Origin of the sequence: Halomonas sp. SCS19 (genome assembly GCF_040147015.1) — a bacterium.
GTDB classification, from domain to species: Bacteria; Pseudomonadota; Gammaproteobacteria; order Pseudomonadales; family Halomonadaceae; genus Halomonas; species Halomonas litopenaei.
Window position 1 is genome coordinate 3289908 of the sequence record NZ_JAMSHN010000001.1, and the last position, 25861, is coordinate 3315768.

Genomic DNA, 25861 nt, shown 5'->3' on the forward strand with positions numbered 1-25861 from the left:
ACCGCGTGGAAAGCTGTGTATTTGAATGTGGAGAGCGCAAGGGCGCCGCTATGGGGAAATCGCTGTTAGATCGCTGTTTTACCGCTTCTGGAGTGCTGCATTATCACCGCAAGTATCGACTTCATCAGAGTTCGGGGCTGTTTGTCATGGATGCACAGGAAAAAAAGATTCGTGCAACGAAATGCAGAGAAATAGCGATGCTTTGCACATGGCGTACCTACAAGAATCAACGCTGAAGTGTGGGCAGGATGTGTGATGTAGTCCCACCTCGCAAGCGCGGTGTTCCTCTTCACTGGTCCTTATTCGCACCTGCGGTGCTCAACGGACATCCTGATCTTCGAGGCATGGAATCTGAGATAGGAGATGGCATGAGTGAGAAGCAAAGAGTTACACGGAAGAACAGCACTCCGCTCAAGGTGTACTGCCTTCCGGAAGAGAGAGAACTGATTGAATCCAACGCCAGACAGGCCGGGCTAAGCGTTGCCTGTTATCTGCGCGAAGTAGGTCAGGGCTACCAGGTCAGTGGTGTTATGGACTATGAATATGTCCGCGAGATGGTTCGTGTAAATGGAGACTTGGGTCGTTTAGGAGGTTTGCTCAAGCTCTGGCTGACGGATGACGTGAGAACGGCTCACTTCGGGGCAGCTACCATCCTTAGCCTTCTCGGAAGGATCGAAGCCACTCAGGAGGAAATGAGTCAGGTTTTGAAATCCGTGGTGCAGCCAAGGGCCAGGTCGTGATTTTTTTAGCCGCTAAAATGTGGGGCTGGCACTGATGATCGCCAAACACGTCCCCATGCGCTCCCTGGGCAAGTCAGACTTTGCTGGTCTGGTGAACTACATCACCGACGAGCAGAGCAAGGAGCACCGTCTTGGCGCGGTACGGCTGACCAACTGTGTGGCGTATTCGGTCCAGGATGCCGTCAGCGAGGTACTAGCGACCCAGTTTGCCAATACCCGAGCGAAGAGCGACAAGACCTATCACTTGATTGTCAGCTTCCGGGCCGGGGAACAGGTTGAGGCCGATACCCTGGTGGCCATCGAGGACCGTATTTGCAAGGGGCTGGGCTTTGGAGAGCATCAGCGCATTAGTGCCGTTCACAACGATACCGACAACCTGCACATCCATATCGCCGTCAACAAGATCCACCCGACGCGCAACACCATCCACGAACCCTACTACCCACACCAGACCCTGGCCGAGCTGTGCGAGGTCATGGAACGGGACTATGGGTTGCAGCAGGACAACCACATTCCGCGCCGACGCGGCGCCGAGTCGCGAGCCACCGACATGGAACGTCATGCCGGTATTGAAAGCCTGATCGGTTGGATCAAGCGCGAGTGCCTGGACGACATCAGAACCGCGCAGTCCTGGGCTGAACTGCACCAGGTCATGCGTGACAATGGCCTGGAACTCCGGGCGCGGGGGAATGGGCTGGTTGTCGTTGCCGGTGATGACGCGGCGGTCAAGGCGAGCACCTTGGGGCGGGAATTCTCCAAACCGAAGCTGGAGGCCCGTTTCGGCCCGTTCGAGCCTGACCAGGCACAACAGGCCAAACCCCGCCGCCAGTACCGCAAAGACCCGGTACGGCTGCGCGTGAACACTACTGAGCTTTACGCCCGCTTCAAATCAGAACAGCAGAGCGCCGCAGCCAACAAGACGGCGGCCCTGGACAAAGCCCGGCGGCAGAAAGACCGCCGGATTGAGAACGCCAAGAAGAAAGGCAAGGCCCGGCGGGCGGCCATCAAGCTCACCAGCGGCAGGCTGACCAAAAAGGTGCTGTATGCGCAGGCTAGCAGCGCCCTGAAAGCCGACATTGACGCGATCCAGAAGCAGTACCGGGAGGAACGCCAGGCGATCCATGAGGCCCACGGACGCCGCTCCTGGGCCGACTGGCTCAAACGGGAAGCCCTGCAGGGCGATACCGGGGCCCTGGCCGCGTTGCGAGCCAGAGAGGCCACCCAGGGCCTCAAGGGCAACACCTTGAAGGGTGAGGGACAGGCAAAGCCCGGCCATGCGCCGGTGATCGACAACATCACCAAGAAGGGCACCATCATTTACCGGGCCGGAGCCAGCGCCGTGCGCGACGATGGCGACCGGCTACAGGTGTCCAGGGAGTCCGACCAGTCAGGCATCCAGAACGCGCTAAGGATGGCGATGGAACGCTACGGCGAGCGCATCACCGTGAACGGTTCGCCCGAGTTCAAAGCGCGGGTGATCCTGGCGGCAGTGGATGGACAGTTGCCTATCCGGTTTGCGGACGCCGGGCTGGAACGTCGCCGCCAAGCCCTGGCGAACGGCGAGAACACCGCCCCGGCCAAGACCCGAAGCAAACGGGCGGGAGTGCCGCTCATCGGTCAGCCGCCACCCCCGGTGCGCCGGAACCGGCTGCAATCGCTATCCCAGGCCGATGTGCTTCACCTTGAGGGACAAGCGGGCAAGACTCCGGCACCGCCCCTACAGGGGCCGAGCGAGCAAGAGCGCCGCAAAGCCAAGTTACGGGCAGAGATGGACGCCAAAAGGGCAAAAAGACAACAGAAGGGACGTTCACTATAGTGCTTTCCCTTTGGAAGGCGGCAACAAACAGTAGATGCGATTAACCCTTGGGAAGCCTAACCGTTCCCCAGGACAATGACACCGATGTTCAACAACCATTGGCCGCGCGTTCTGACGGTGTCGCGCAGGTCGGACGCCGGGATAGTAAGTGACGAGCTATCCCTGTAGAGGTCCACACTTCACCGCTGGGTTGTCCGGCAGGGGTAGTGGCTCGCAATCTTCATGAGCGAGCCGCTACAGGTTGGTGAGTGCAACTTAGTCACGATGAAGCTAAGAGCACTCAATCATGAGAAGAGAAAGAATTTTAGCGGCTAAAATTCCTGTCGCGGTCATGTCCCTGGCGTTAAACGCTTCCATGCCTGCCCAAGCGGGCATCCCTGTCGTCGACGGTACCAACCTGCAGCAAAACGTTATGACGGCGATGGAGTCCGTCTCTCAGACTCTCAAGCAGATCGAGCAGTATCAAACGCAGTTGCAGCAGTATGAAAACCAGTTGCAAAACACCATGGCTCCAGCGGCCTATATCTGGGACAGGGCACAATCCACGATTAATGATCTTATCCAAGCCACCAATACGCTTCAGCATTACCAGAGCCAGCTCGGCAGCCTCGATGCCTACCTGGGCAAGTTCCAGGACGTAGCGTATTACCGGAGTTCCCCCTGCTTCAATGGCGGCGGTTGCACGGATGCCGAACGTGCAGCGATGGATGAAAACCGTCGCCTGGCGTCTGAATCGCAAAAAGCGGCCAACGATGCGCTCTTCCGAGGGCTGGATCAGCAACAGGATAACCTGGCGTCTGATGCTCGACAGCTTGAGCTTTTGCAATCCGCCGCCCAGGGCGCGGATGGCCAGCTTGCCGCCATTGGTTACGCAAACCAGCTCGCCAGTAACCAGGCTAACCAACTCCTGCAAATTCGCAGCTTGCTGATTGCTCAGCAGAACGCTGAAGCCGCCCGTCTCGCCGCCGAACTGGACGCTAACGCCAGAGGGGAAGCGCGGGAACGGCAGATGCGTACCTGGAATTACCAACCTAGCGCAGCAGATCGCTATTAAGGAGGCCGCGATGAAGAAGATCATCCCACTTGTGGCAGCTGTTGCCTTGGTAGGTTGTGAGCAGGAAACGGTACCAGAGGCGAGTGCGATCACGTGCGCGCCAGTTGCGTTTCAGCAGACCATCAGCGAGCTGAGCCGCGAATCGAGCCGAAAAGCCTTTACCGAAGCCTGTCGGTCGTTCGAGAAGGCCCAACGCATGAGGGAATGGGAGTTCGAACCCAGCTCCCCCGACAGATATTGAGGGAGGGCATCGCATGAAACGATTCGTTTTTGGTGGTTTGGGCGTGATGGCTGTCGTCATGCTGTCCGATACCGCAATGGCTCAGGAGCTATCCAGCAGCAACATCATGGATGATGTGTTGGACCGCTTTCATTCCGCGGCATCAACGTGGGGGCCTGCCATAGAAGCGGCCGCCAGTCGATTGTTCTGGACCCTGGTAGTGATCTCGATGGTCTGGACGTTCGGCATGATGGCGCTGCGCAAGGCCGACATTGGTGAGTTCTTTGCCGAGCTTGTTCGTTTCACCATCTTTACAGGATTTTTCTGGTGGTTGCTGACCAACGCGACTCAGGGCATGAACATCGCGGGAACCATTGTGCAGTCATTGCAGACCCTTGGAGCACAAGCCGGTGGCCTTTCCAACAGCAACTTGGGGCCGTCCAGCATCCTTGATATCGGTTTTGAGCTGTACGACCAGACGGTGAAGGCTACGTCAGAGTTGAGCTGGAAACAGTTTGCCACTGCGTTGGTGATGGAAGGTATGGCCTTGGCCGTATTGCTGGTGTTGGCGATTATCTCCGTCAACCTGCTCCTGCTGCTAGCCGCCAGTTGGATACTGCTTTATGCGGGAGTGTTTTTCCTGGGGTTTGGCGGCTCCCGTTGGACATCAGACATGGCGATCAACTATTACAAGGCCATTCTCGGCATAGCGGCTCAGTTGATGGCAATGGTGCTCTTGGTCGCCATCGGTAGGGAGTTTATTACTCACTACTACTCGCAGATGAGCGAGAACATGGCGTCCCAGGAGTTGGTCGTGATGCTGGTCGTTTCGGTGATCCTGCTATTTCTGGTTAACAAGATTCCACCGATGATTTCCGGCCTTGTGTCGGGTGGCAGCGTGGGAGCGATGGGTATTGGGTCATTCGGTGCCGGTGCTGCGGTAGGAGCAGCCATGACAGCGGCAGGTATGGCGCTCACGGCGGGCAAGATGGCCGGCGGAGCGATGTTAGGCGGGGCGGCGAATGCAGTAGGTGGCGGGTCAGCCATCAAGGCTGCCTTCGAGAAGGCCCAGTCCAATATGTCAGGGTCAGGAGCGGACATGCCGAGCTTTGGCACTGGAGGTGACAGCAGCGGTGGTGGGAGTGGCAGCAGCTCCACCGGAGATGAAGCTGGCACCGGTGACACCCCATTTGCGCAGGCGGCTGGTTTCGCTGGTTCTGGCTCCCAATCTGGTGGCGGTAGCGGATTCAAGCGAGCAGCATCCTTGGGAGCGGGAACGGCTGGCGAGCTAGCTAAAGGGGTTGGATCGAGGATGGCTGGGAAGTTCCAGGGCAAGGTTGATCAAACCGCTGGGGGCCGCATGGCGTCCTCCATCCGCGCGAGCATGGAGCCGGAAGGGGATAGTGAGGTTGTGGAAGCGGATGATTCTGCTCCCTCATTCGACAGCGACAGCCTGGGCGGCAGTGCACACCAGCAGGACCGTAGCGACGAGATCGCTCGCTTTGTGAACCGTGGCCAGCAGGACACCTAAGGAGACCCCACGATGAAACAACGCCATTTTATGGTAGCCCTGGATATGCTCGACGAAGCGCATGAAGCCCACACTGAAGCCGCTTTTTTACAGGCTGTCGAGCTAGCGGCCGAGGGGGAGAGGAACGCTGAGTCAGAGATTGCCGCCTTTGTGAACCGTCCGGCCCACTCGGGCCGCGAGGAGGCACCACGCAGCACGCATACTAGCAACGATGTAGGAACTGGAACCGGAAAAACCCCGTTTTCAGAGGCGGCGGGATTTTCTGATACGGGCTTCTGACATTATGGGAGCCATTGACCAGCGATAGCTCAGGCGGCCAATGGCCGCCTTTCAGCCAGGAGGAGGACATGGATGAGCAGACACGCTGGCAACGGCGTAAAAAGCTGGAAGACAAGACCGTCGAGCAGGTAGGCGAGGCGCACCTAGAAAGCAGGGAGCCAGCGGTTCGATGGCTGACTTCCGAAGAACTGGATGAACTGCGGCGGGACATGAAAGAAGCCTCTGCTTGGGCGCGGGCTGAGTTGAAGCGGCGGAGAGAGGGCGGGTAGTCAAATTCAAGGTGGTTGGGTAAGAATTGATGGTAACTATCGCGACCCCGGCTTTCTGACCATGCTTAGACGCAGGATTCATGACGTTCTGTCCCGCCACTTGGAATTGCGCCAACTCCGTAAGGCAGCTCAGTCCCATGGAAGACCAGAGCTACCGGAGCTGGTGAAGATCGATCCATTTGAGGCAGTATGGCGGGTTTCGATACCGAATCACGAGCCACGCTTTATGTCGGTTAGATCAGGGGCAGTCAACCACGAGTTCTTTGTCGTGCATCTGGACGCTGAGCGCTTCTATCACGCATGGTTCAAGGCTAGTCTAAGGATACCAAGGCGCCGGGGCTCAGATTGCATTTGCCGATCTCAGATGTCTGCTGACTACAAGTACAAATGGGCAGTGGATGGCTTTTCTCATGGCGTAAACAACCCTGTACCCTTGGCCGAGTCGGGAGCCCATGTCGACGCTGGTGGGCGGCTGTGCTTGGGCTTCACAAACGGTGTAACACGCACCTACTGGCTTCTAGCAAATCACTGCCCCGCTTTTCCCGTGAAAGTCTACGGTGGGGATAGCGCACATCTCCTTCACCAGACAGCCGGCCTCGGCCCAGGTCCAACTGCCTTGGCGGAGCTCTTTTCGAAGACCAACCCACAATACGTATAGAGCTGTATGCAGCCTAGCTTGCAAAAGTGTATGCAGGACCTCGTTGGTGCTTTAGTGTTGGACCACTTTTACAGCCTGTTTCTATGATGTGCTGAGGTATAGCTCCGGTGCTGTGATATTTTTCTAGGTGAGAATTAATTGGCGCCCGTTCCTTGGGGAAGACCAGAGACACGGTTTGTTCAAAAAACAGGCAGCCAGATTCACTATATTGCCCAGTTCTTACTCTAAAGATTCAGAGACGACGATGAGTGATTGCCGCCACGTCACGCAACCAGGGCTGGTGAGTCCAATGTTGGTCAGCGAACTTTGAGATATCGTTTTGATAGGTCAACGAAAGCCCGATACTGTCCAGACCTTCAAGAAACATTTTGAGGTGACGCGGCATCAGTTCAAAATTAGCCTGAACGCTATAGCTCGTAAGGCTTTGCTCCTTGATGTCGATCTCGACCGTATTCCTGGAGGGGGCATCGGCATCGTCCATCAACTGGGCGATTTTCTCTGGCGGCAAGGTCACCAGCAACAACCGGTTGTTCATTGCATTGGAGTAGAAAATTTCGGCAAAACTTGAAGCGATCACGGCTCGAATGCCGAACTGCTGGAGGCCCCAGACCGCGTGCTCGCGGCTTGATCCACAGCCGAAGTTGGAGCCACCGATCAGAATTGATGCGCCGACATATGAAGGTTGGTTGAGCACAAAATCAGAACGTGCCTGTCCCTGAGCGTCGAAACGAAGGTCGTAAAGCAAACCCTCCTTCAGACCTGACTTGTCAATGCCACGGAGGAACTGCTTGGGCATGATCTGGTCCGTGTCGAGATTCTCTATGCGAAGCGACGCAGAGCGTCCCTTGATGCGAGTATGCTCAGTCATTGCAGGATCTCCAGTCGACGTACGTCGGTAAGGTATCCAGCCACAGCGGCTGCAGCCGCCATTGCCGGGCTCATTAGATGGGTGATGGCACCTCGTCCCTGGCGTCCCTCGAAGTTGCGATTCGTCGTCGAAGCGCAGCGTGTGCCTTCGGTTAAAACATCGTCATTCATTGCCAGGCACATCGAACAGCCGGAATTGCGCCACTCGAAGCCTGCCTGCGTAAAGATCCGATCGAGGCCTTCGGCTTCCGCTTGAGCTTTCACGGCCCCGGAACCGGGTACCACCATCGCACGGACGCCCGGAGCGACGTGGCGCTTGTGCACGATGCTGGCAGCGGCACGTAGGTCCTCGATCCGACCGTTGGTGCAGGAGCCGATAAAAACGTGCTGAACAGGAGTGCCTTCCAAGGCAGCTCCCGCCTGCAACCTAGTGTAGTGGAACGCCCTTTCGGCGCTTCTCTGCGCCGGTCCCTCAGGGAGTTCATCTAGCTCAGGGATGCGCTCGTCGATGGCGACCACTTGGTCGGGGCTGGTACCCCAGGTTACCTGAGGGGAGACGTCACTGGCATCGAACTGGTACTCGGCATCGAATGTACATCCTGGGTCGGAATGCAGGTCCTGCCATGCCGCCAGCGCTGCGTCATGATGCTCAGATGTGATGTCCGGTGCGCGGGCCATCACGTAGTCTATCGCCTTTTGATCGGGAGCCACGAGTGCGCCGCGGGCCCCGGCTTCGAGCGTCATGTTGCACAGCGTGAAACGTGCCTCGATCGATAACGCATCAATGGCAGTACCGTAGTATTCGACCACGTAGCCACGAGCACCCTGGGCTCCGATGTGACCGATTACCGCGAGTACTAGATCCTTGGCCGTCGTACCCGAGGGGAGGGTTCCGTCGATGCGTATGCGCATGTCCTTGGCGAGCCGGTAGACCAGCGTTTGCGTCGCCAGTACGTGCTCCACTTCAGTGGTTCCTATGCCGAAGCCCAAGGCTCCTAGCGCGCCATATGTCGTAGTGTGACTGTCTCCGCAGATTACGACCATGCCGGGACGAATCATCCCGTGCTCTGGAGCCACCACATGTTCGATGCCTTGAAGGGCATCGTTCGTGTCGAACAGGGGAATATGGAAATGGTCGCAGTTTTTCTTCAGGTTCGATGCCTGAAGTGCCGATGCGGTGTCTTCGATAACACGAATCCGGGTCGGATGCGTGGGAATGATATGGCTCACGACGGCCACGTTCTGCCCCGGCATCGATACTTCGCGGTCCTGCTCGTACAGCCCCGCAAAGGCTTGCGGGCTGGTGTATTCGTTCATGAGATGTAGATCGCAGAACAGTAGAAGATTGTGCTCGTCCAATGCTGCAACCGTATGTGAGTCGACTATTTTGCGATACAGCGTCTTCGGTTTCATGCGTCCACCTCCAGCAGAAAGGGTAGAACCTTGGCGAGTAGCGCCTCGGGTGCTTCCTCGGCGATATAGTGCCCGCAGGGAAGGGGCTCACCTTCAAGCTTGTCGGCCAGCTTCTGCCACTCCTCAAGTGGTCTGAAGCACTTCTGGATCACGCCGTTTTCGCCCCACATCACGAGCAAAGGTGCTGTGATCCGTCGGTCGGCATCGATATCATTCTGTTCATGTTCAATGTCAATGCCTGCTGAGGCTCGATAATCCTCGCAGACACCGTGAGCAGTACCCTCAAGCGCGAAGCAGCGCCGGTATTCGTCGAGTGCTCGCGGATCGAACGGCTCAAGACCGGCACTACGCCGGCCCATCACGTCGATGATATAGGCTGTGGGGTCGGCTTCGATAAGACGCTCGGGTAGCGATGCGGGCTGAATCAGAAAGAACCAGTGCCAGTAGGCCCGAGCGAACGTATCGCTGGTCTGCTGATACATGGAAAGTGTCGGTGCGATATCGAGCAGGATCAGTCGTGACACTGCTTGCGGGTGATCAACAGCTAGTCGGTGTGCCACCCGAGCTCCGCGGTCATGTGCTAGTAGGTCGAAGCTTTCGAATCCCAAGTAGCGCATTAACGTCAATTGATCTTGTGCCATCACCCGTTTCGAGTAGTTCGAGTGATCCGGTAAGCCAGCTGGCTTCGATGAATCTCCGTAACCACGAAGGTCGGCCGCAACCACGGTGAAATGTTCGGCTAGTGTTGGTGCTACCTTGTGCCAGATCGCAAGTGTCTGGGGATGGCCGTGTAATAATAGTAGCGCTGGGCCTCTGCCGCCGACGATAGCGTTGATGTAGATCTGTGGCTCGACCTCGACATGTTGTATTTCGAAGCCGGGGAATAACTGACAAAGATTAGAAGACATCGTTACTTCTCCTGGTGAAGTTGTGATGAAGTTGGGGGGGCCAATGTTTAGGAAGCCCAGATTGCACCTACAATGAAGTAGCTCAGCATAGTTATCAGCATGATACCGACGATATTTAGCCCAAATCCGGTGGCTACCATGGACTGTATCCGCATGTGCCCAGTGCTGAAGACGATCGCATTAGGCGGTGTCGCGACCGGTAACATAAAGGCGCAGCTGGCGGCTATTGCAGCGGGTATGGCAATCATTTCCACAGAGAAACCTTGGGATACGGCGACCGCCGCAAGAAGCGGCAGAAAGGCTGCTGCCGTTGCAGTGTTGGAGGTAACCTCGGTCAGGAAGATAATGACCAGCGCTACCAGTGCGATCATTCCCAGTAGTGGTAAGGTGCCAAGCGATCCGATGCTATTTGCGATCCACTCGGCCAGCCCGGTTGACTGAATAGCTGCGGCCAGCGACAGGCCCCCGCCAAATAGCAGCAGCACCCCCCAAGGAAGCTTGACGGCGTCTTGCCAGCACATCAGGAAGATGCGCTGCTTGGTATCGACCGGAATCAGAAATAGAGATAATGCGCCTATCAGAGCAATACTAGTGTCGTTGATACCGGGTAGGTAGCTTGTGATGAACGTCCTGAAGATCCAGCCAAGTGCTGTGAGTGCAAAGACCACCAAGACCAGTTTTTCAGCCTTAGACCAGGGACCTAACGTTTCTATTTCTGCACGAATCAGTTCCTGGCTGTTCCCGTTATGGAATTTAAAGCTGCGCCGAGTCAACCACCACCACGTGAAAAGAAGCATTGTCGCCGCGACCGGAATACCCAACAGCATCCACTGTCCGAAGCCGATAGAGACGTCGTAATTCGCTTGTAGAAAACCCGCAAGCATCGCGTTCGGTGGTGTGCCGATCAGGGTTGCAACGCCGCCGATGCTTGCTGCATAAGCGATGCTCAGCAGCAGAGCAGTAGCAAAGCGCGTACGTTCAGCATTGTCCGAGTCGTCGCCATCACGATTAAACAGGTGGATCACGGACATGCCGATTGGCAACATCATAATTGTGGTTGCTGTGTTGCTGACCCACATGCTGAGAAATGCCGTGGACAACATAAAGCCGGCTATCTGTTGCGAAGGGGAACTACCAACCAGCATAAGCGTGTTGAGCGCGATGCGCCTGTGCAGGTTCCAGCGCTCCATTGCGAGGCCGAGTATGAAGCCGCCTAGGAAAAGATAGATGATCGGGTTGGCGTAGGGGGCGGTGGCATCGCTGATTTCGCCGATACCCAATGTTGGAATCAACAGAATGGGCAGTAAGGAAGTGATGGGTATCGGGATAGCCTCGGTCGACCACCAAGTGGCGATCAGTAACGTTATGCCCACGGTCGACCAAGCGGAGACGGGCATGCCCGTGGGTGGGGGAATCACCAAGCACGCAATTAACAGGATCGGTCCGAGATAGAAGCCGATCCGGGCGGCAAGATGGCTAGATGTATTGTCATCCCCATTGGGATGTGCTGTTAATGTACGAGCTGAGGGCGATGATATTGTAGTTGTATTTCTGGTCATGGAGCATCTCTTTTGGTTCTCATGGGCAGCCCTTGTATCGGCTTCGGCGACGAGGACTTTTTTCGTTTTGGGTATCAATTGAGGAGTCGCTTCAGGATCTGTCACTAGCAATGCTATTATTTACGTTACGTGAAGGTAACCTGCTTGGTGTGATGTCTGTGAACACGATTCGTAAACAATGGCCGCTTCCGGAAGACCTTCGTGTATTTCTGATTGTCATTCGGAAACAGAGCTTTACGGCTGCAGCCGATGAGCTGGGTGTGTCACCTGCCTATGTCAGCAAGCGCATAAGGCTTCTTGAGAAGGTATTGAATACTAGCCTGTTTCACCGAACCAGCCGGCGTTGTGCGTTGACAGATGACGGGAAACTGGCCGAGCGTGCTGCGGTGCAGATTCTGGACGATATGCATACCCTGTTCGATGATCTGTCCGATGCACGCCAGAGCCCGCGCGGTCTGCTGCGTATCTGCAGCAGTTTTGGGTTTGGACGCAACCATGTAGCACCCGCCATCGCTGGACTAGCGCAGCAGTTTCCAGAATTGGAGATCCGCTTTGAGGTGTTTGATAGGGTGGTTGATATCGTGGGAGAGGACTTCGATCTGGAAATCCGAGTGGGCGACGACTTGCCCGGCCAGCATATCAGTCGCCATCTTATCTCGAATCAGCGCGTGCTCTGTGCAGCACCCAGGTATCTGGAGCGGTGCGGGACACCGGTTACACTGGATGATTTGACTGAGCACGATTGCCTCGTCATCAAAGAACGCAATAACCCTTTCGGTATCTGGGACCTGGAGTGTGGCGACCGCACCCAGAGTATTCGTGTCAGCGGTCCCTTGTCCTCAAATAACGGCGAGATAGTGCTGCAGTGGGCATTGCACGGCCGCGGCATCCTGCTACGCTCCATGTGGGACGTTGGACCACTTTTGAAGCAGAATAGCTTGGTACGAGTACTAAGCGACTACAGTCAGAGTGCAGATGTTTGGGCAATTTATTCAACTCGAGCTGCCAATTCGGCCAAAATTCGCGTGTGCCTGGATTTTTTGGAACATCACTTCTCGCAATTGGAGGTCTGACTTTTTGATGCGAGTCCTGAATTCTACCAATAAGGTCAAAGCCTGCGGTATTTAGGGCCTTGGAGTGTTGCCCCTGGAGTACTTGTTCCGGTGTTGGCTAACCGGAAGATGTTATCGGCGATCGGGGGCAATTGACTGACCTTTCTCCCCAGCAATAAGGCTTGGACAGCAACCTGCTGAGCTTCAAACTCGATGAATAGTAAGTGCGCGTCAGGGCCGTAGCTGTTTGAAGTAAGTATGGCTCCCCAAGCCCGCTGTGGCTGGCACATGAGCTTCAGGTGATGTTATAGCAGCCAGTTGGGTGCATATGATTATACGATGTATATACATTTATAATTATATAAATAGTTGTTTATAAAAGGAATTTTTAGGGTATGCTGGTCTACAACGCCACCAAGCAGCAGTTCATCAACGATGTACGAGCCAACGTCATCACCGACGCCATCGAGAACGAGGTGGCACGCAGGCTGAACCGCAACTCGCCGCGCAGTGAGGTGTCGTCGTGGGAGAACTCCCTGCGCTTCATGATGAGCGTTCTGCTCGACGAGGGCATTCCCGCATCGGCGGGAGTGGCCATCGAGTACAACATCCCGCTGACCAATCGCCGCGTGGACTTCATCTTGACCGGCAAGAACCACCAGCGGGACGATGCGGCGGTCATCGTGGAGCTGAAACAGTGGCAGTCCGTCGAGGTGACGAAGAAGGACGCCATCGTGCGCACCCAGTTGGGCGGCGGCGTACGCGAGACTAACCATCCGTCGTATCAGGCGTGGTCCTATGGCGCACTGATCGAGGACTACAACGAAACGGTACGCTCCGAGTCGATCCGCCTGGTGCCCTGCGCCTATCTGCACAACATGAAGCAGGGGGACGCCATCAATGATCCCTTCTACGAGCACCACACGCGCCGTGCGCCGGTCTTCATCTCGCAGGATGCCTTGAAACTGTCAGCGTTTCTGAGCCAGCACATAAAGTACGGCGACAGCAACAACATCATGTATCGCATCGAGCACGGTGTGATCAAGCCGAGCAAGAACCTGGCGGATGCCCTGGCCTCGATGATGCAGGGTAACGCCGAGTTCCTGATGATCGACGACCAGAAGCTGGTCTATGAAACCGCGCTTGATCTTGCGCATCTTGCAGGCATTGGCAGCAAGCAGTGCCTGATCGTCAAGGGCGGGCCAGGTACCGGCAAGTCGGTGGTGGCCATCAACCTGCTGGTGGAACTGACGAAGCGCGAGATGATGACGCAGTACGTCTCGCGCAACTCGGCCCCTCGGGAGGTCTTCAAGAAGAAGCTGACCGGTACGCGCAAGAAGACCCATATCGACAACCTGTTCAAGGGCTCGGGTAGCTACGTCAATGCCGAGCCGGATACCTTCCATGCCCTGATCGTCGACGAGGCGCACCGCCTGAACGAGAAGTCGGGCATGTATCAGAACCTGGGCGAGAGCCAGATCAAGGAGGTGATCGCCGCGTCACGCTTCTCGATCTTCTTCATCGATGAAGCGCAGCGCGTAACGCTGAAGGATGTCGGCACGGTCGAGGAGATCCGGCGGCGTGCGGCCGAATACGGAGCCGATGTCCACGAACTTGAGTTGGCGTCGCAGTTTCGCTGCAACGGCTCGGATGGCTATCTGGCCTGGCTCGATCACGCCCTTCAGATTCGCACCACGGCCAACACCGACCTTGAGGACATCGACTACGACTTCCAGGTGTTCGATGATCCGAGTGCCATGCGCCGGGCGATTCTCGAGAAGAACCGCAAGGCCAACAAGGCACGCATTGTGGCGGGCTACTGCTGGCCCTGGGCCAGTAAGAAGGACAAGCAGGCCATGGACATCGTGTTTCCCGAACATGGCTTCGCGGCCCAGTGGAACCTCGATGACGACGGCATGTTGTGGGCGATCGCCGAGGGCTCAGCAGAGCAGGTCGGCTGTATCCACACCTGCCAAGGGCTCGAGTTCGACTACGTCGGTGTCATCATCGGCGACGACTTCGTGATTCGTGACGGTCGCGTGGTGACGGACGCGGCCAAGCGGGCAGGGCAGGACCGCTCGGTGCATGGCTACAAGAAACTGCTCAAGGAGCAGCCCGAGCATGCCCGTGGCCTGGCCGACCAGATCATCAAGAACACCTATCGCACGCTGATGACGCGGGGCCAGAAGGGCTGTTACGTCTATGCCACGGACCCCGAGACCCGTGAGTACTTTGCGGCCTTTGCTCGCTCTCAAGCAGCGGCTGAGCGGCTGGATGCGCCCGAGGAAGCCGAGACGCTGGATGGCTTGCACCTTCCCATCGTGACGCGTGGTCAGGCCGCGCCGTTCGAGCGCCATGTGCCCGTGTACGACCTGAGCATCGCCGCCGGCGAATTCAGCGAGATGCAGATCGCCGACGCCGAGCACTGGGTCGAGCTGCCGGACTTCATGCGGGCAAGCCCCGATCTGTTCGTCAGCCGGGTGGTGGGTGAGTCGATGAACCGCCGCATTCCCAATGGCGCTTGGTGTCTGTTTCGTGCCAACCCAGGCGGCACGCGGCAGGGCAAGGTCGTCGTGGTGCAGCATCGCGCCATCGAGGACCCGGACCACGGCGGCAGCTTCACGATCAAGCTGTACCAGAGCGAGAAGATCGAGGAGTACGGCGAGTTCGTGAACCAGCGCATCGTGCTGAAGCCCCAGACCAATGCCTTCGGCTACAAGGACATCGTGCTCGAGGACGAGCTTGAGGACCTGAAGGTCATCGGGGAATTCCTCTCCGTGCTGTGAGCGAGTGGGCGGCCGGATGGTCGCCTATGCCGATGCTGGCTGGATAGCGAGCGGCAGAGCAGGCATGCTCACCGCTATCCGATACCGCAGAACCAGGTGAGCCCTAGATGTCAGACCCGTTCAAGCAGCTCCGCGACGCCATGGACCAGTTCGCCACCGAGCGTGACTGGGATCAGTTCCATTCACCCAAGAACCTGGCCATGGCGCTGACGGTGGAGGCAGCTGAGCTGCAGGAATGTTTCCAGTGGCTGACCGAGGTGCAGTCCAGGGAGCTGGATGAGCAGCAATTGGCCGCCGTGCGCGATGAGATTGCCGATGTTCAGCTTTATCTTATCCGGCTGGCGGGCAAGCTGGACGTGGATATCGAAGCGGCATGCCGGGCGAAGATGGAGAAGAATGCGGAAAAATATCCCGCCGACCAAGTGAAGGGAAGTGCGAAAAAATACACGCACTATCAGGATTGACGTGATGTGTGGCCACTTTGTCCCCCTGCAGCGGCCTTCTCAGCCTGGCTTCATCCCTCAAGCTTCCTCCCGCTGAATTCGGCTCAAGCAGGGCCGGAGACTCGGCTTAGGTTTAAATTCTTCGCAAAAAGCGGCCTTTAATGGCGTTTATGTGCTTGAAGATAAACCAGCTTGGTTTATTCTTCACCCTGAAGACGGAATTTAAGGCCGCTTTTTTACGTGAAAATAAACCAGCTGCTGCACAAGATCCCGTATGGCGCCGTGGTGACGACCGCCTGGCTGGCGTCACACGGCGTCAACTCGGATCAGGCGCGTAAGCTGGCCAGCAGTGGCTGGCTGCAACGCGTGGGGCACGGCGCCTACTGCCAAGCGGGGGAGCCTCTTACCTGGGAGAGCGCTGTTTTCGCCTTGCAGGCGAGCGACGACACGGGCTTACCACCGCTTTGGCCGGGTGGCCAGACTGCCCTCGCACTGCATGGCTTTTCCCACTACCTGCACATGGGGGAGCGCACGACGCACCTGTATCGCAAGGAAGCCGTTCGGCTGCCCCGTTGGTTGAGTGATGCCGAGTGGGCAGGGCGGATGATGCTTCACTCCGAAAAGGGCCTGTCGGTGCAGCTTCCCGGCAGCTTCACGGACTACGCGCCGGATGGCAGGGCCTTCAGCTTGCAGGTATCGACCCCCGAACGAGCGGTCCTGGAGTGGATCGCCACGACGCCGAATGAGCTGCTGTTCAGCAGTGAGCTGGTGGACACCTTCGGCGGGCTCAATACGCTGCGTCCGCGCCGGCTGCAGGCATTGCTGGAGGGATGCCGTTCGGTGAGAACCAAGCGGGCCTTCCTGGTGCTGGCTCGCCACGCCGGGCATGCCTGGTACGCTCGCCTGGAACCACGCCGACTGAATCTCGGCAAAGGCAAGCGGCAGCTCTGCCAAGGCGGCAAGCTGGATAGGGAATATCACGTGACGGTGCCGGAGGCGTTCCTGCATGCCGATTGAAGTTCGCTACCACGAACAGGTCAGTCTGTTGGTCTCGCTGCTGCCATTTCTCAATGAAGAGCCGTGCTTCGCCCTCAAGGGAGGCACGGCCATCAACCTTTTCGTGCAGCCATTACCTCGCCTATCGGTCGACATCGACCTGGCCTACTTGCCACTGGAGCCCCGTGACGAGGCACTGCGACGCTGTCGCGAGGCGCTGCAGCGACTGGCAGAAACTTTCAGCGCCCGACTGCCAGGTGTGCGGGCCGAGCTTCAGGATAATCGCCGAGACGAGCTCAGGATCCTGGTGCGCCGAGGGCGTAGCCAGGTGAAGGTAGAGGTGTCGCCGGTGCTGCGTGGCACTCTGCACCCGCCCCAGGAGCGCGATGTCGTTGAAGCCGTGGAGGACGAGTACGGCTTTGCTGCGGTGCAGGTGGTGTCACTGCCGGACCTGTATGGCGGCAAGATCTGCGCCGCGCTGGATCGCCAGCACCCCCGGGATCTTTTCGATGTGAAGCTGCTGCTGAACCAGGGCAGCCTGGATCGAAGCGTATTCGAAGGCTTCCTGGTCTATCTGCTGGGGCACCCGAGGCCCTTGAACGAAGTGATCAACCCACGGCTGAAAGCGTTGGATGATGTCTACCGACAGGAGTTTGTCGGGATGGCCAGGGTTGACCTTCCATTGCAGGAGCTGGAGAGCGTCCGCGATGAGCTGCTATCGCGGCTGGGGCAGCTGATGACGGACGAGGATGTTCGCTTTCTTCTGTCCTTCAAGCAGGGGGCGCCTGACTGGACGCTGCTTCCGCTGGCGGGCGTGGATCGGCTGCCTGCCGTGCGCTGGAAGCTAGCCAATATCCAGAGGATGGGGGCTGACAAGCACCGTCAGTCACTAGAGCTATTGGAGCAGGCCTTGGGCGGGCTTCGCCGATGATGCGGCATGCCCTGGCAGTTTAACGGCCTAAGTCGACTTCTCCTTATATCGTTTAAACGCTAGGCTGTTACGCATAATTACGACACGCGCAGGGGATGACACATGGCGAACAGCAGGGAAGCTCAGTTCCAGCGGGACATCATCGAGGCCATAACGGCCTATGGCTGGGAGGTCGGCATAGTCGGCGGCTGCGAATATACGGGGGAGGAGGTCAGCGAGTTTGATTTCACTCACTATCATCCCACCAAGCGAAATGAGAATCGTGTGCGCCAAGAGGGGATGAGGGCTACTACGGCCTCACCCCGGTCAGCGAGGTGGGCTCCGGCAAGCCTCACGACCCTGAGAAGCAGCGCTTGGCCGGGACTATCGACTGGCTCAACGACTTCTAGGGCGCCGAGGTGAGCGACCACGAGAAGCTCAGCATGCCGCTGCTGGAGGCTGAGGATTTGCACTTTTGATCCTTAAGCCTTTGCATAGTGATAAGGACGAAATGAAAAGCCAAGTTAATGAGTCGCTGATTTAAGGTCGAGTAAAGGCTTGTTATCAGGCACATAAAACTTGACAGGGGTGAATGGTGAGTGATTTTACGAGCTTCGATGCAACATCTTCTTTTGTCGGATATCTTTATCAAGCTAGATATGCTTTGTTGTTGGCTTTAAAAAAAATTGATGATGTTGATGATCCGGACAACTGTTTCATTTCCATAGAAAAGCTTGATGATGTCGCGTTTGAAGAGTCGGGCACGTCATCTGAACTGCTTCAGATGAAGCATCATACGAAAGCGGGGAATATAACAGACCGTAGTCAAGATATCTGGAAGACAGTCAGAGTATGGTCTGAGTTTGTAGCGAGCTCAAATGAATTAGAGAGCGCAGTGTTTTCTCTTGTAACAACAGAAGTGGCTGCAGAATCTACCATTGCAGAGTTTTTGAGCTGTGATAAAGATAAGCGCAACCCAGGCTTGGCTCTAGAAAGAATGAGGAGTATTTCTCAGGAAACAAAAAGCGAAACAAATAAAAAAGCTTATGAGGCTTTTTGTTCTCTTGAGCCATGGCAGCAAAACAAGCTAGTCAGTTCGATTTATATCATTGGTTCTTCGCCAAACATAGTGGATATTAGGCATCTTCTGCTTAAAAAATTAAGGTCAGCAGTCTTTGCTGACTATGTCGACCCGTTTCTGACGCGGCTTGAGGGAAAATGGTTTTCGCGTATTATCGATATATTTTGCTCAAGTGATGAAGATGTGATTTGTTTGAGCGAAGTTTTAGATGTAATGGACGATTTAAGAAATCAGTTCTTGCCAAGCAATTTGCCGGCAGACTTTAGTGATGCTATTCCTACTAATATAGATCTTGATGGAGATGCAAGGAGGTTCTTAGAGCAGTTGCGCTTGATTGGGGCTAGCAACAGAGTTTTGACGACTGCTGTTATAAACTTCTATCGTGCTTATGAGCAAAGGTCACGCTGGTCTAAAGATAATCTTTTACGCCCCGGAGAGATAAAGAAATATCTAGATAGGCTGAAGGATGAGTGGGAGAACTATTATGGTTTGTTAGAGATGGAGTATGATTTTTCTCAAGAACAACAAATGGTGAATTTTGGTGCAAAGCTGTATTCAAAATGTCAGTTGGAGGCGGTGATTCCTATTCGGTCTGAATTTTCTGAGCCTTATGTTGCCAGGGGTAGTTACAATACTTTGGCTGATGACTTGGCAATAGGGTGGCACCCGGATTATCAAAGTTATTGTGGGTCAGGCAAGAGTGAGGGAGTTGCATGATGCACAATGAAGAGCTGTTTTCTGAAGAAGAATTTTCATTGTTTAATCCTGCTTTCACTGGGTTTAATTTATATCATGGTGTTAGGGAATTTTGTTCAGTTGATGGTTCTGGTATGCATTGCGCACTTCCGTTTATATTGATACCTATGTCTCTCAATGTTTCTATTAATAGCATGTTGCCAAGTACTTATAGAACTCCAATTTCATCTTGGGTTGCGAGTAATGAAGGACTTCTAGCTACCTTTTCTCTGCAGGCTGAGTCCTATATACCTATAGTTAGATCTGCTTTCGAATTTTTGCTTTCGTATGACTTGATACGACTTTCTAGCTCTGGAAGCTTCCTTTTGGGAGAGGAGTCTTTACCAGTTAATCCCAGACTTTTTAACCAAAGTCATGACATGAAAAGTGCTTTAAAAGCTTCTCGATTTCTAGGAAAGTGGTTTGCTCACGCACAATCAGCTGAAACAATATATGCCCAGTTCGGTGTTAAGCCATGAGTATGCAAATAAAAGCCATATCGCTTTACGGAAAAAACCATGAGCGCCGTGATGTCATACTAAATCCGCACAAGGTTAATATCATAACAGGTGCCTCTAAAAAGGGTAAATCTTCACTAATAGACATAGTCGAATATTGTCTTGGGTCCAGTGAATGTAATGTTGCGAAAGGGCGTATCACTGAGACAGTGTCTTGGTACGCTGTAAAGCTACAGTTTCCAGATTCTCAAGTATTTATTGCACGTTCAGCACCTCTCGAAGGGCAAAAGTCAAGCACGTCATGCCACTTGTTAGTCGCGAAAGAAGTGAGCATTCCAAGCTTTGGTGAGCTTGAAAGTTCAACCAATGTTGATGCCGTAGTGAAATTTTTGACGAGCAAGGTTGGAATAGCTGAGAATGTCACTGAAGTTCCTGAAAATCAGACTCGTAACAATATTTATATAGGTTTTAAGCATTCTCGTTTTTATCTCTTCCAGAGTCAGGATGAGATAGCCAATAAACGAACACTTTTTCATCGTCAAGCTGAGCCACATATCCCACAGGCTATTAAAGATACGCTTCCCTATTTTATGGGAGCAGCTGAGGATGACAGACTAGCAGAGTTGGATAACCTTAGGAGCTTAAAGCGTGAACGTACGAGGCTACTTAAACGTATTAAGGAAGTTGAGAGCCTAAGAGGAGATGGCTTGCAGAGAGGTTATGCTCTCCTTGCAGAAGCAGCTAACATTGGGTTGGCTACAACTAATGTAGTGGCTGGTGATGACCAATTGATTGACGCGTTAAAAGATATTGCTTATGGAAGACAAAAAGTAATAGAAGAACAAGAAATAGGAGATGGTGGTTATTTGGATGTCGAGTTAAAGTATAAAAAGTTAGCCGAGGAGAAAAAGGTAGTTCGTGCAAAGCTTAAAGATGCTGAACATTATTCTTCGACTATGAGTGGCTTTGAGGGGGCGATACAAGAGCAATATCTTAGGTTAAAGTCCATTGGTTTATACAAAAATTCTAAGTCACGTCTTGTTGCATCAGATGGCGAGATTGGTGAAGAAGATTCAGTTGAATCTATTATTTATAAGTCAATTAATAGTCTCAGTGACAAGCTAGAGGGTGTGAATCGTAACCGCCCTAGGCTTGTCACCTATATCAGTAGTTTGCGGGAAAGGGATGCACAGCTTGCTCAAGAGATAAAGAGGCATAGAGGGGCTCTTGAGTCAATGCGGCAGCAAGAAGCAGATGCTTTAGAGAAGGCGACCTTAGAAGAAAGGCGTTCCCGTGTGGCTGGACGTATATCCTTGTATGTTGAAAGTGTGGACTTCGGTGAAGAGGATTTGCCGTCTCTTAAATCTCATCTTGAAACACTCACCGGTGAAATTTCTTCCCTTGAAGAAAAGCTTGACCCTGCCCTTCTTAAAGAAAGATTAGACTCACAGCTAAGCTGTGTAAGTGAAGATATGACAAGGTGGGCGAGAGAACTAGGGCTTGAGCATAGTGAGTATCCTATCAGGTTGGATGCATCGGCGCTCACTGTGGTTGCAGAAACTCCTATGGGGCGAACACCTCTAAATCGTATGGGAAGCGGCGAGAATTGGATTGGCTATCATTTGGTTGCGTATCTTGCTCTAGCTAAGTGGTTTATAGAGCAAAATAGGCCAGTTGGGAGGTTTATTTTTTTTGATCAGCCAACACAGGTATATTTCCCTTCAGAAAAATCAGTAACTGGTAGTCTTGATGAAATAGAAAAAGATGAAGATCGTGAGGCCGTAAGAAAAATGTTCGAGTGGATCTTCAAGACTGTGGGTGAACTATCGCCCGGCCTCCAAGTTATTATTACAGACCATGCCGATATTGATGCGAAGTGGTTTCAAGATGCTGTAGTTGATAATAAGTGGCGAGGGGATGAGGCACTAATCCCGCTTCATTGGTACCGATAGGAAGATATGAATATATAACTAACGCTGGGGCGAAATTTGTTGACTACCAAGCGAATGCCATCATATCACAATCAGTGATTGGGAGTGCTGGGAGGGGTGCTCCCTCCCAGTCTTATTCTTCATACAACATCACGCTGTTAACTTTTTATTCATTGTTTCGTCCATCCAGCAGTACACTCGTGGTACACACACCAGCTTCCTGTGTTATCCTCAACTTTCGCTAACCTACTGATTACAAAGAACTGTACCTTTCGCTCGATTACGGTTGCTTTTCCTTATGTGCCAGTAACTTATTGTTTTAAAAGCGAACTCATAATCCCTTGGTCGTAGGTTCAAGTCCTACTGGGCCCACCATCGTCTCTTCCTTCCTTCCTTCCTTCCTTCCTTCCTTGCTGTTGGTTGTCCTGTCTGGGTTTTACATTGCTCTTGTACGCAGGGGCTTCTCGATGCTTGACTCTCGACGAAGATCGTTCCAGTACTACTTCCTTGAATGAACGGGCGTTAAGCAATGGGCGATCGTCCACTGCCCCCGCAGTCTCCATCTAGATAGTCCCCAGCATTGCTGAAGGCAAAGGGGGGCAATGAGCCCTCCTCTCTAGATGAGGATATGCCAATCTGCGCCATGAAGCTGGGGGAGTTGCGCGTCGATCTGATGCCGGACCATGACGACGTGCTCGGTTTCAGCAATCACTGGTACCCCCAGGCACTGGAAACGGCACAGCCCGTCTCGTTAGGTGGGGATCTTTCCATCCGCGTGGTCGCACCACCGCTTTTCGTTGCCACCAAGCTTGAAGCCTACAAGGGGCGGGGTGAGGACGATCCATTATCGAGCCACGACATCGAGGACCTCCTCAATCTCGTGGATGGCCGTCCTGAGTTACTTGATGAAATGAGAGCCGCCGACAGCGACCTTCGGTCCTATATCACAGATGAGCTCAGCAAACTTCTCGACAATGATCTCTTCGGATATGCCGTGCAGAGTGAGGCCGGAGACCCCGACCGCAAAGCGCTTGCTCTTCGAGCGCCTGGAGGTCCTGACCAGGGAGCGCGGCTGGCAGTGAGTAGCTTACGGCTGGGGGTGGTCCTGGATCTGGGACAGCCCCGCAACCCGTCAAAACTATTCCCACGCGCTGTCGATCCGGGTAATTTGCGGCTTAAGCTGAAACGGCGGCTTGAGGCAGTTGATTCGCACCAAAAGATCGTTGACCGATTTTCCTCGGGTGCTGAGCTGCCGCGGACGGTTGCTGAATTGGCTAGATGAGGTGGACACTATGGCGACTGAGTACTGAGGGACGCAATGAGTATTGAACAGGCGATACAGCAGCTTACGCGCAGCGATGTGATTCGCACCATCGATGCGAACGGCCAGCGCATACCGCCTGGTGAGTGCTTCTCGTGCCTCTATCTGGGGCGCCGTTTCGATCCTAAGCAGCTGTTGGCGGAGGCTCTGACACAAACCAAACAGCACAAGGTCGACTCTGAGGCGCTCGAGCAAGCGCCCTTCGAGCCCTTTGTCGAGGCACTCAAGGAACGCGAATTTTCGGTGGTCGGCAATCCCGACGAGATTGGTGATACTGGTTTGACCGTGATGGTCTACGAGGTGAAGAAGCCACCTCTTGTGCAGGAGAACTTTAAGCGCTTGTTCTCAGCCAACCAGAATCGGTTCTACTGGAACCGCGATAAGTTTGCCAAGCTTGATCGCGGCGCCCCGGTGTTTGTGGTCAACAATAGCGCTGCCCGAGTGCTGTTTGGCTACGTTCAGGACACCATGATCCGCGCGGAGTTTGACGAGCAGAGCAATGTCAGCCGCTTTACTCATCAAGGTGAGACGTTCGAAGTCAGCGGCGAATATCCAGAGTTCGTCTGCATCGAGATCAGATCGCTCCAGCACCCGCCGTCGGGCTGGCAGTGGAAGACCTTTGGTAGCGGTGAACACTCCTACATATCGGGACAACAAGTCGGCGCCGATGCTGCCAGGAACAACTTGGAGCGAGTTAATTTGCTGCTTGAGGTGTTTGCGCGTGAGGAGGAGATCGTCCTACAGCTGCAGACCTGCTACCAGGCGTTGCTCAGCCACCTGGTGGATGATGACGAGCCCGAACAGCAGCGTGAGCCCAAGATTTGGTATGTCATGCAGGGGAAGACGTTCTCGTACCAGAAAGCCCTGTCATACATCTGGGCCCCATTGGAGGGGAAAAGCGGGCGGTCGTTTAGTCACTGGAAGGCCGTCGGCGATGTTCGGCTGGGTGACATCATCGTTCATCATGCGGGAGGTGGAGTCCAAGCCATCACTCGGGCGGCCTCCATGCCCATGGTGGCCCCGCAGCCGGATGCGTTTGACAATGAGTGGCGAGGAAATGGGCACCGCGTCGAGCTAGAGGTACTAGTCCAGCTTGAGCAGCCAGTTGCGCTAGGCACCATCCGTGAGAAGAAAGCGCAGCTGCAGAAAGCCCTAGCCAACGTGCGTGGACCCTACAATCGCGATGGCACAGGAAATCAGGGCTACCTGTTCGAATTTACCTGGGAGGCGCTGGCGATCCTGCTCGATGGGTACACTCTGGCGCTACCCGACGAAATACAGCGCTGGCTGCCGGCCCTCGACCACCTGATCGAGGACGAAGAGGAAATCTCCGACGAAGACGACGCTTCTGAAGCAGCCGAGGAGCGCCGTCTGCCAGTCGCGGTTACCCAGACACCGGCCAGGGAGTGGCTGCCCCGGGTGAAGGCCTATATGGCCAGCCAGGGCTTTTACTACTCGCTGGCGGAGGTGGCCAACTTCTATCTTTGTCTGCGTACAAAGCCGCTTGCGATGCTGGCGGGGATCTCGGGTACTGGCAAGACCCAGTTGGTGCGCCAGTTCGCCAAGGCCATCGGCTATGGAGATTCCGACCACTGCGTGTTAATCGCCGTGCGTCCGGACTGGGCCGATAGCTCGGATTTGATCGGCTACGCTAACATCCAGGGCAAGTTCGAGACCAAGCCGCTGCTGGATGTAATGGCCCGAGCCATCGAACACCCCGATGAGCTCTACTTCGTTATCCTGGATGAGATGAACCTGGCCAGGGTTGAGCACTATTTTTCGGAGTTCCTGAGCTTTATCGAGACCCGCGGGCGTGACAACGATGACGTCATCGTCACCGAGCCGCTGATCAGCCGTGCCGACGTGAACGGTGGGCGCCCGATCTACCTACCCCAGAACTTGATGGTGGTGGGCACGGTAAACATGGACGAGACCACACACGCCTTCAGCCGTAAGGTGCTGGACCGGGCCAATGCCATCGAGATGAACGATATCGACTTGGCGTGGGTGAACCCGCCTCTGAATGTGGGGCCGGTCTCCGACATCCATGCCGATGCGCTGAGAAGTCCATTCCTCAACTCTTTTGACCTGACCGCCGGCCAAAAGCAGGCGCTCGAGACGCCCATGGCGTTTCTTATGAAGGTTAACGCCATCCTGGAGCCTGCCGGGCTCCACTTTGGCTACCGCGTGCGCGACGAGGTCGCCTTTTACCTGACATTGCACCGCGAAGAGGGCCTAGAACGGCTAGATGGCTTCGGTGCCGACGCTGCCTTGGATTTCCAGTTGATGCAGAAGGTGCTGCCGCGCATTCAAGGCAGTTCGCTGAGCGTGCTCAAGGTGCTGATACGCCTGCTGGGCCTGCTGGCCAACAAACCGCTCGATGATGAAGCGGAATACAGCGTTGTCGAGAAGGAGGTAAGCCCAGAACAGACCCGTTACCCCAGAAGCGTCAAGAAGTTGCTGTTCATGCTGCAGCGCTTCCACGACGACGGCTTCACCTCGTTCTGGCTGTAGGTGGGTATGACGGCGCTCTGTTTCGACCACCCCGATGGCACCATCTGCCAACTCGCCGTAAGCGAGGTGGCCCTGACGCCGGCGATCGAGGCTCAGCGGCACCGCGAGCAGCGCTCTCGCTTCAAGGCGCACGGCCTGACGTTCAACGAATTTGAGTCGGAGTTGGAAGGCTCGCTAAACTCGCCGCTGTTCTTCGAATGGCAGCAGCTGGAGTGGCTGTTCGAGCCAGGCCTGGGCTGCCACTGCGAGCCTCCCCTGTCGCTCTACGTCAATGGCGTGCATCAGAAGCGGGTCAGGTCGAGGTCGCTACATGACTAGGT

The 25861-nt window shown here is 55.0% G+C and carries 23 protein-coding genes; 19 read left to right on the forward strand and 4 right to left on the reverse strand.

Annotated features, from left to right (window positions below):
* Positions 1-368: 368 nt before the first annotated feature.
* The 8 genes from traJ to NFH97_RS21225 all read left to right on the forward strand — a co-directional run bounded on the left by traJ (position 369) and on the right by NFH97_RS21225 (position 6567).
* The gene (gene traJ / locus NFH97_RS14300; protein ID WP_349625004.1) at positions 369-740 is read left to right on the forward strand and encodes a conjugal transfer transcriptional regulator TraJ; all 372 of its coding nucleotides are present in this window, start codon (positions 369-371) and stop codon (positions 738-740) included.
* 34 nt (positions 741-774) lie between these two features.
* On the forward strand, positions 775-2556 hold the full coding sequence (traI, locus tag NFH97_RS14305) for a TraI/MobA(P) family conjugative relaxase (RefSeq protein ID WP_349625005.1): 1782 nt from the start codon (positions 775-777) through the stop codon (positions 2554-2556).
* Between the two features lie 286 nt (positions 2557-2842).
* Positions 2843-3610: a P-type conjugative transfer protein TrbJ gene (gene trbJ, locus NFH97_RS14310; protein WP_349625006.1), complete on the forward strand. Its 768-nt coding sequence runs from the start codon at positions 2843-2845 to the stop codon at positions 3608-3610.
* A gap of 10 nt (positions 3611-3620) precedes the next feature.
* Positions 3621-3851 (forward strand): entry exclusion lipoprotein TrbK, encoded by a 231-nt coding sequence (gene trbK / locus NFH97_RS14315; RefSeq protein ID WP_224908139.1) that lies wholly within the window; start codon positions 3621-3623, stop codon positions 3849-3851.
* A gap of 13 nt (positions 3852-3864) precedes the next feature.
* Complete coding sequence (gene trbL, locus NFH97_RS14320; RefSeq protein WP_349625007.1) at positions 3865-5361, forward strand: P-type conjugative transfer protein TrbL; 1497 nt, start codon at positions 3865-3867, stop codon at positions 5359-5361.
* A 12-nt stretch (positions 5362-5373) separates the two neighbouring features.
* Positions 5374-5640: a hypothetical protein gene (locus tag NFH97_RS14325; RefSeq protein WP_349625008.1), complete on the forward strand. Its 267-nt coding sequence runs from the start codon at positions 5374-5376 to the stop codon at positions 5638-5640.
* A gap of 68 nt (positions 5641-5708) precedes the next feature.
* Positions 5709-5909 carry a hypothetical protein gene (locus NFH97_RS14330; protein WP_349625009.1) on the forward strand — a complete coding sequence of 67 codons (201 nt, stop codon included), beginning with the start codon at positions 5709-5711 and terminating at the stop codon, positions 5907-5909.
* Between the two features lie 226 nt (positions 5910-6135).
* Positions 6136-6567, forward strand: a complete 432-nt coding sequence (locus tag NFH97_RS21225) for a plasmid fertility inhibition factor family protein (protein ID WP_502878715.1) — start codon at positions 6136-6138, stop codon at positions 6565-6567.
* A 232-nt stretch (positions 6568-6799) separates the two neighbouring features.
* Here NFH97_RS21225 and leuD read toward each other — a convergent pair whose 3' ends face one another.
* The 4 genes from leuD to NFH97_RS14350 are packed head-to-tail and all read right to left on the reverse strand — an operon-like array spanning position 6800 to position 11314.
* Positions 6800-7435: a 3-isopropylmalate dehydratase small subunit gene (gene leuD, locus NFH97_RS14335; protein WP_253445334.1), complete on the reverse strand. Its 636-nt coding sequence runs from the start codon at positions 7433-7435 to the stop codon at positions 6800-6802.
* The gene (leuC, locus tag NFH97_RS14340) at positions 7432-8847 is read right to left on the reverse strand and encodes a 3-isopropylmalate dehydratase large subunit (RefSeq protein WP_349625010.1); all 1416 of its coding nucleotides are present in this window, start codon (positions 8845-8847) and stop codon (positions 7432-7434) included. Before leuC ends, leuD begins: the two co-directional genes overlap by 4 nt.
* The gene (locus NFH97_RS14345) at positions 8844-9755 is read right to left on the reverse strand and encodes an alpha/beta fold hydrolase (RefSeq protein ID WP_349625011.1); all 912 of its coding nucleotides are present in this window, start codon (positions 9753-9755) and stop codon (positions 8844-8846) included. The genes leuC and NFH97_RS14345 overlap by 4 nt, the downstream gene beginning before the upstream one ends.
* Before the next feature lie 47 nt (positions 9756-9802).
* Positions 9803-11314 carry an SLC13 family permease gene (locus NFH97_RS14350; RefSeq protein ID WP_349625012.1) on the reverse strand — a complete coding sequence of 504 codons (1512 nt, stop codon included), beginning with the start codon at positions 11312-11314 and terminating at the stop codon, positions 9803-9805.
* Positions 11315-11424: 110 nt separating this feature from the next.
* Between NFH97_RS14350 and NFH97_RS14355 the strand changes: the two genes are divergently transcribed.
* From NFH97_RS14355 to NFH97_RS14405, 11 genes are all read left to right on the forward strand, one after another.
* Positions 11425-12387 carry a LysR substrate-binding domain-containing protein gene (locus tag NFH97_RS14355; protein WP_253445323.1) on the forward strand — a complete coding sequence of 321 codons (963 nt, stop codon included), beginning with the start codon at positions 11425-11427 and terminating at the stop codon, positions 12385-12387.
* Positions 12388-12761: 374 nt separating this feature from the next.
* Entirely contained in the window at positions 12762-15152 is a 2391-nt protein-coding gene (locus tag NFH97_RS14360) for a DNA/RNA helicase domain-containing protein (protein WP_349625013.1), read from the forward strand.
* 107 nt (positions 15153-15259) lie between these two features.
* Positions 15260-15616 (forward strand): nucleotide pyrophosphohydrolase, encoded by a 357-nt coding sequence (locus tag NFH97_RS14365; protein WP_092523547.1) that lies wholly within the window; start codon positions 15260-15262, stop codon positions 15614-15616.
* 219 nt (positions 15617-15835) lie between these two features.
* Positions 15836-16612, forward strand: coding sequence for a type IV toxin-antitoxin system AbiEi family antitoxin domain-containing protein (locus tag NFH97_RS14370; RefSeq protein WP_349625014.1), 777 nt, complete (start codon positions 15836-15838; stop codon positions 16610-16612).
* Entirely contained in the window at positions 16602-17522 is a 921-nt protein-coding gene (locus tag NFH97_RS14375) for a nucleotidyl transferase AbiEii/AbiGii toxin family protein (RefSeq protein WP_107181684.1), read from the forward strand. The genes NFH97_RS14370 and NFH97_RS14375 overlap by 11 nt, the downstream gene beginning before the upstream one ends.
* Before the next feature lie 574 nt (positions 17523-18096).
* Positions 18097-19299: an ABC-three component system protein gene (locus NFH97_RS14380; protein ID WP_349625015.1), complete on the forward strand. Its 1203-nt coding sequence runs from the start codon at positions 18097-18099 to the stop codon at positions 19297-19299.
* Positions 19296-19796: a three component ABC system middle component gene (locus NFH97_RS14385; RefSeq protein WP_146612965.1), complete on the forward strand. Its 501-nt coding sequence runs from the start codon at positions 19296-19298 to the stop codon at positions 19794-19796. The genes NFH97_RS14380 and NFH97_RS14385 overlap by 4 nt, the downstream gene beginning before the upstream one ends.
* Complete coding sequence (locus NFH97_RS14390) at positions 19793-21727, forward strand: DUF3732 domain-containing protein (protein ID WP_349625016.1); 1935 nt, start codon at positions 19793-19795, stop codon at positions 21725-21727. The genes NFH97_RS14385 and NFH97_RS14390 overlap by 4 nt, the downstream gene beginning before the upstream one ends.
* A 607-nt stretch (positions 21728-22334) precedes the next feature.
* Entirely contained in the window at positions 22335-22988 is a 654-nt protein-coding gene (locus tag NFH97_RS14395) for a hypothetical protein (protein WP_349625017.1), read from the forward strand.
* Between the two features lie 36 nt (positions 22989-23024).
* Entirely contained in the window at positions 23025-25541 is a 2517-nt protein-coding gene (locus tag NFH97_RS14400; RefSeq protein WP_349625018.1) for an McrB family protein, read from the forward strand.
* 6 nt (positions 25542-25547) lie between these two features.
* Positions 25548-25859 carry a hypothetical protein gene (locus tag NFH97_RS14405; RefSeq protein WP_349625019.1) on the forward strand — a complete coding sequence of 104 codons (312 nt, stop codon included), beginning with the start codon at positions 25548-25550 and terminating at the stop codon, positions 25857-25859.
* Positions 25860-25861: the final 2 nt, after the last annotated feature.

Excerpts from the sequence above, each read along its gene's own strand:
- traJ (WP_349625004.1), top strand. The coding sequence starts at position 369 with ATGAGTGAGAAGCAAAGAGTTACACGGAAGAACAGCACTCCGCTCAAG.
- traI (WP_349625005.1), top strand. The coding sequence starts at position 775 with ATGATCGCCAAACACGTCCCCATGCGCTCCCTGGGCAAGTCAGACTTT.
- trbJ (WP_349625006.1), top strand. The coding sequence starts at position 2,843 with ATGAGAAGAGAAAGAATTTTAGCGGCTAAAATTCCTGTCGCGGTCATG.
- trbK (WP_224908139.1), top strand. The coding sequence starts at position 3,621 with ATGAAGAAGATCATCCCACTTGTGGCAGCTGTTGCCTTGGTAGGTTGT.
- trbL (WP_349625007.1), top strand. The coding sequence starts at position 3,865 with ATGAAACGATTCGTTTTTGGTGGTTTGGGCGTGATGGCTGTCGTCATG.
- NFH97_RS14325 (WP_349625008.1), top strand. The coding sequence starts at position 5,374 with ATGAAACAACGCCATTTTATGGTAGCCCTGGATATGCTCGACGAAGCG.
- NFH97_RS14330 (WP_349625009.1), top strand. The coding sequence starts at position 5,709 with ATGGATGAGCAGACACGCTGGCAACGGCGTAAAAAGCTGGAAGACAAG.
- NFH97_RS21225 (WP_502878715.1), top strand. The coding sequence starts at position 6,136 with ATGTCGGTTAGATCAGGGGCAGTCAACCACGAGTTCTTTGTCGTGCAT.
- leuD (WP_253445334.1), bottom strand. The coding sequence starts at position 7,435 with ATGACTGAGCATACTCGCATCAAGGGACGCTCTGCGTCGCTTCGCATA.
- leuC (WP_349625010.1), bottom strand. The coding sequence starts at position 8,847 with ATGAAACCGAAGACGCTGTATCGCAAAATAGTCGACTCACATACGGTT.
- NFH97_RS14345 (WP_349625011.1), bottom strand. The coding sequence starts at position 9,755 with ATGTCTTCTAATCTTTGTCAGTTATTCCCCGGCTTCGAAATACAACAT.
- NFH97_RS14350 (WP_349625012.1), bottom strand. The coding sequence starts at position 11,314 with ATGACCAGAAATACAACTACAATATCATCGCCCTCAGCTCGTACATTA.
- NFH97_RS14355 (WP_253445323.1), top strand. The coding sequence starts at position 11,425 with ATGCTATTATTTACGTTACGTGAAGGTAACCTGCTTGGTGTGATGTCT.
- NFH97_RS14360 (WP_349625013.1), top strand. The coding sequence starts at position 12,762 with ATGCTGGTCTACAACGCCACCAAGCAGCAGTTCATCAACGATGTACGA.
- NFH97_RS14365 (WP_092523547.1), top strand. The coding sequence starts at position 15,260 with ATGTCAGACCCGTTCAAGCAGCTCCGCGACGCCATGGACCAGTTCGCC.
- NFH97_RS14375 (WP_107181684.1), top strand. The coding sequence starts at position 16,602 with ATGCCGATTGAAGTTCGCTACCACGAACAGGTCAGTCTGTTGGTCTCG.
- NFH97_RS14385 (WP_146612965.1), top strand. The coding sequence starts at position 19,296 with ATGATGCACAATGAAGAGCTGTTTTCTGAAGAAGAATTTTCATTGTTT.
- NFH97_RS14390 (WP_349625016.1), top strand. The coding sequence starts at position 19,793 with ATGAGTATGCAAATAAAAGCCATATCGCTTTACGGAAAAAACCATGAG.
- NFH97_RS14395 (WP_349625017.1), top strand. The coding sequence starts at position 22,335 with ATGCCAATCTGCGCCATGAAGCTGGGGGAGTTGCGCGTCGATCTGATG.
- NFH97_RS14400 (WP_349625018.1), top strand. The coding sequence starts at position 23,025 with ATGAGTATTGAACAGGCGATACAGCAGCTTACGCGCAGCGATGTGATT.
- NFH97_RS14405 (WP_349625019.1), top strand. The coding sequence starts at position 25,548 with ATGACGGCGCTCTGTTTCGACCACCCCGATGGCACCATCTGCCAACTC.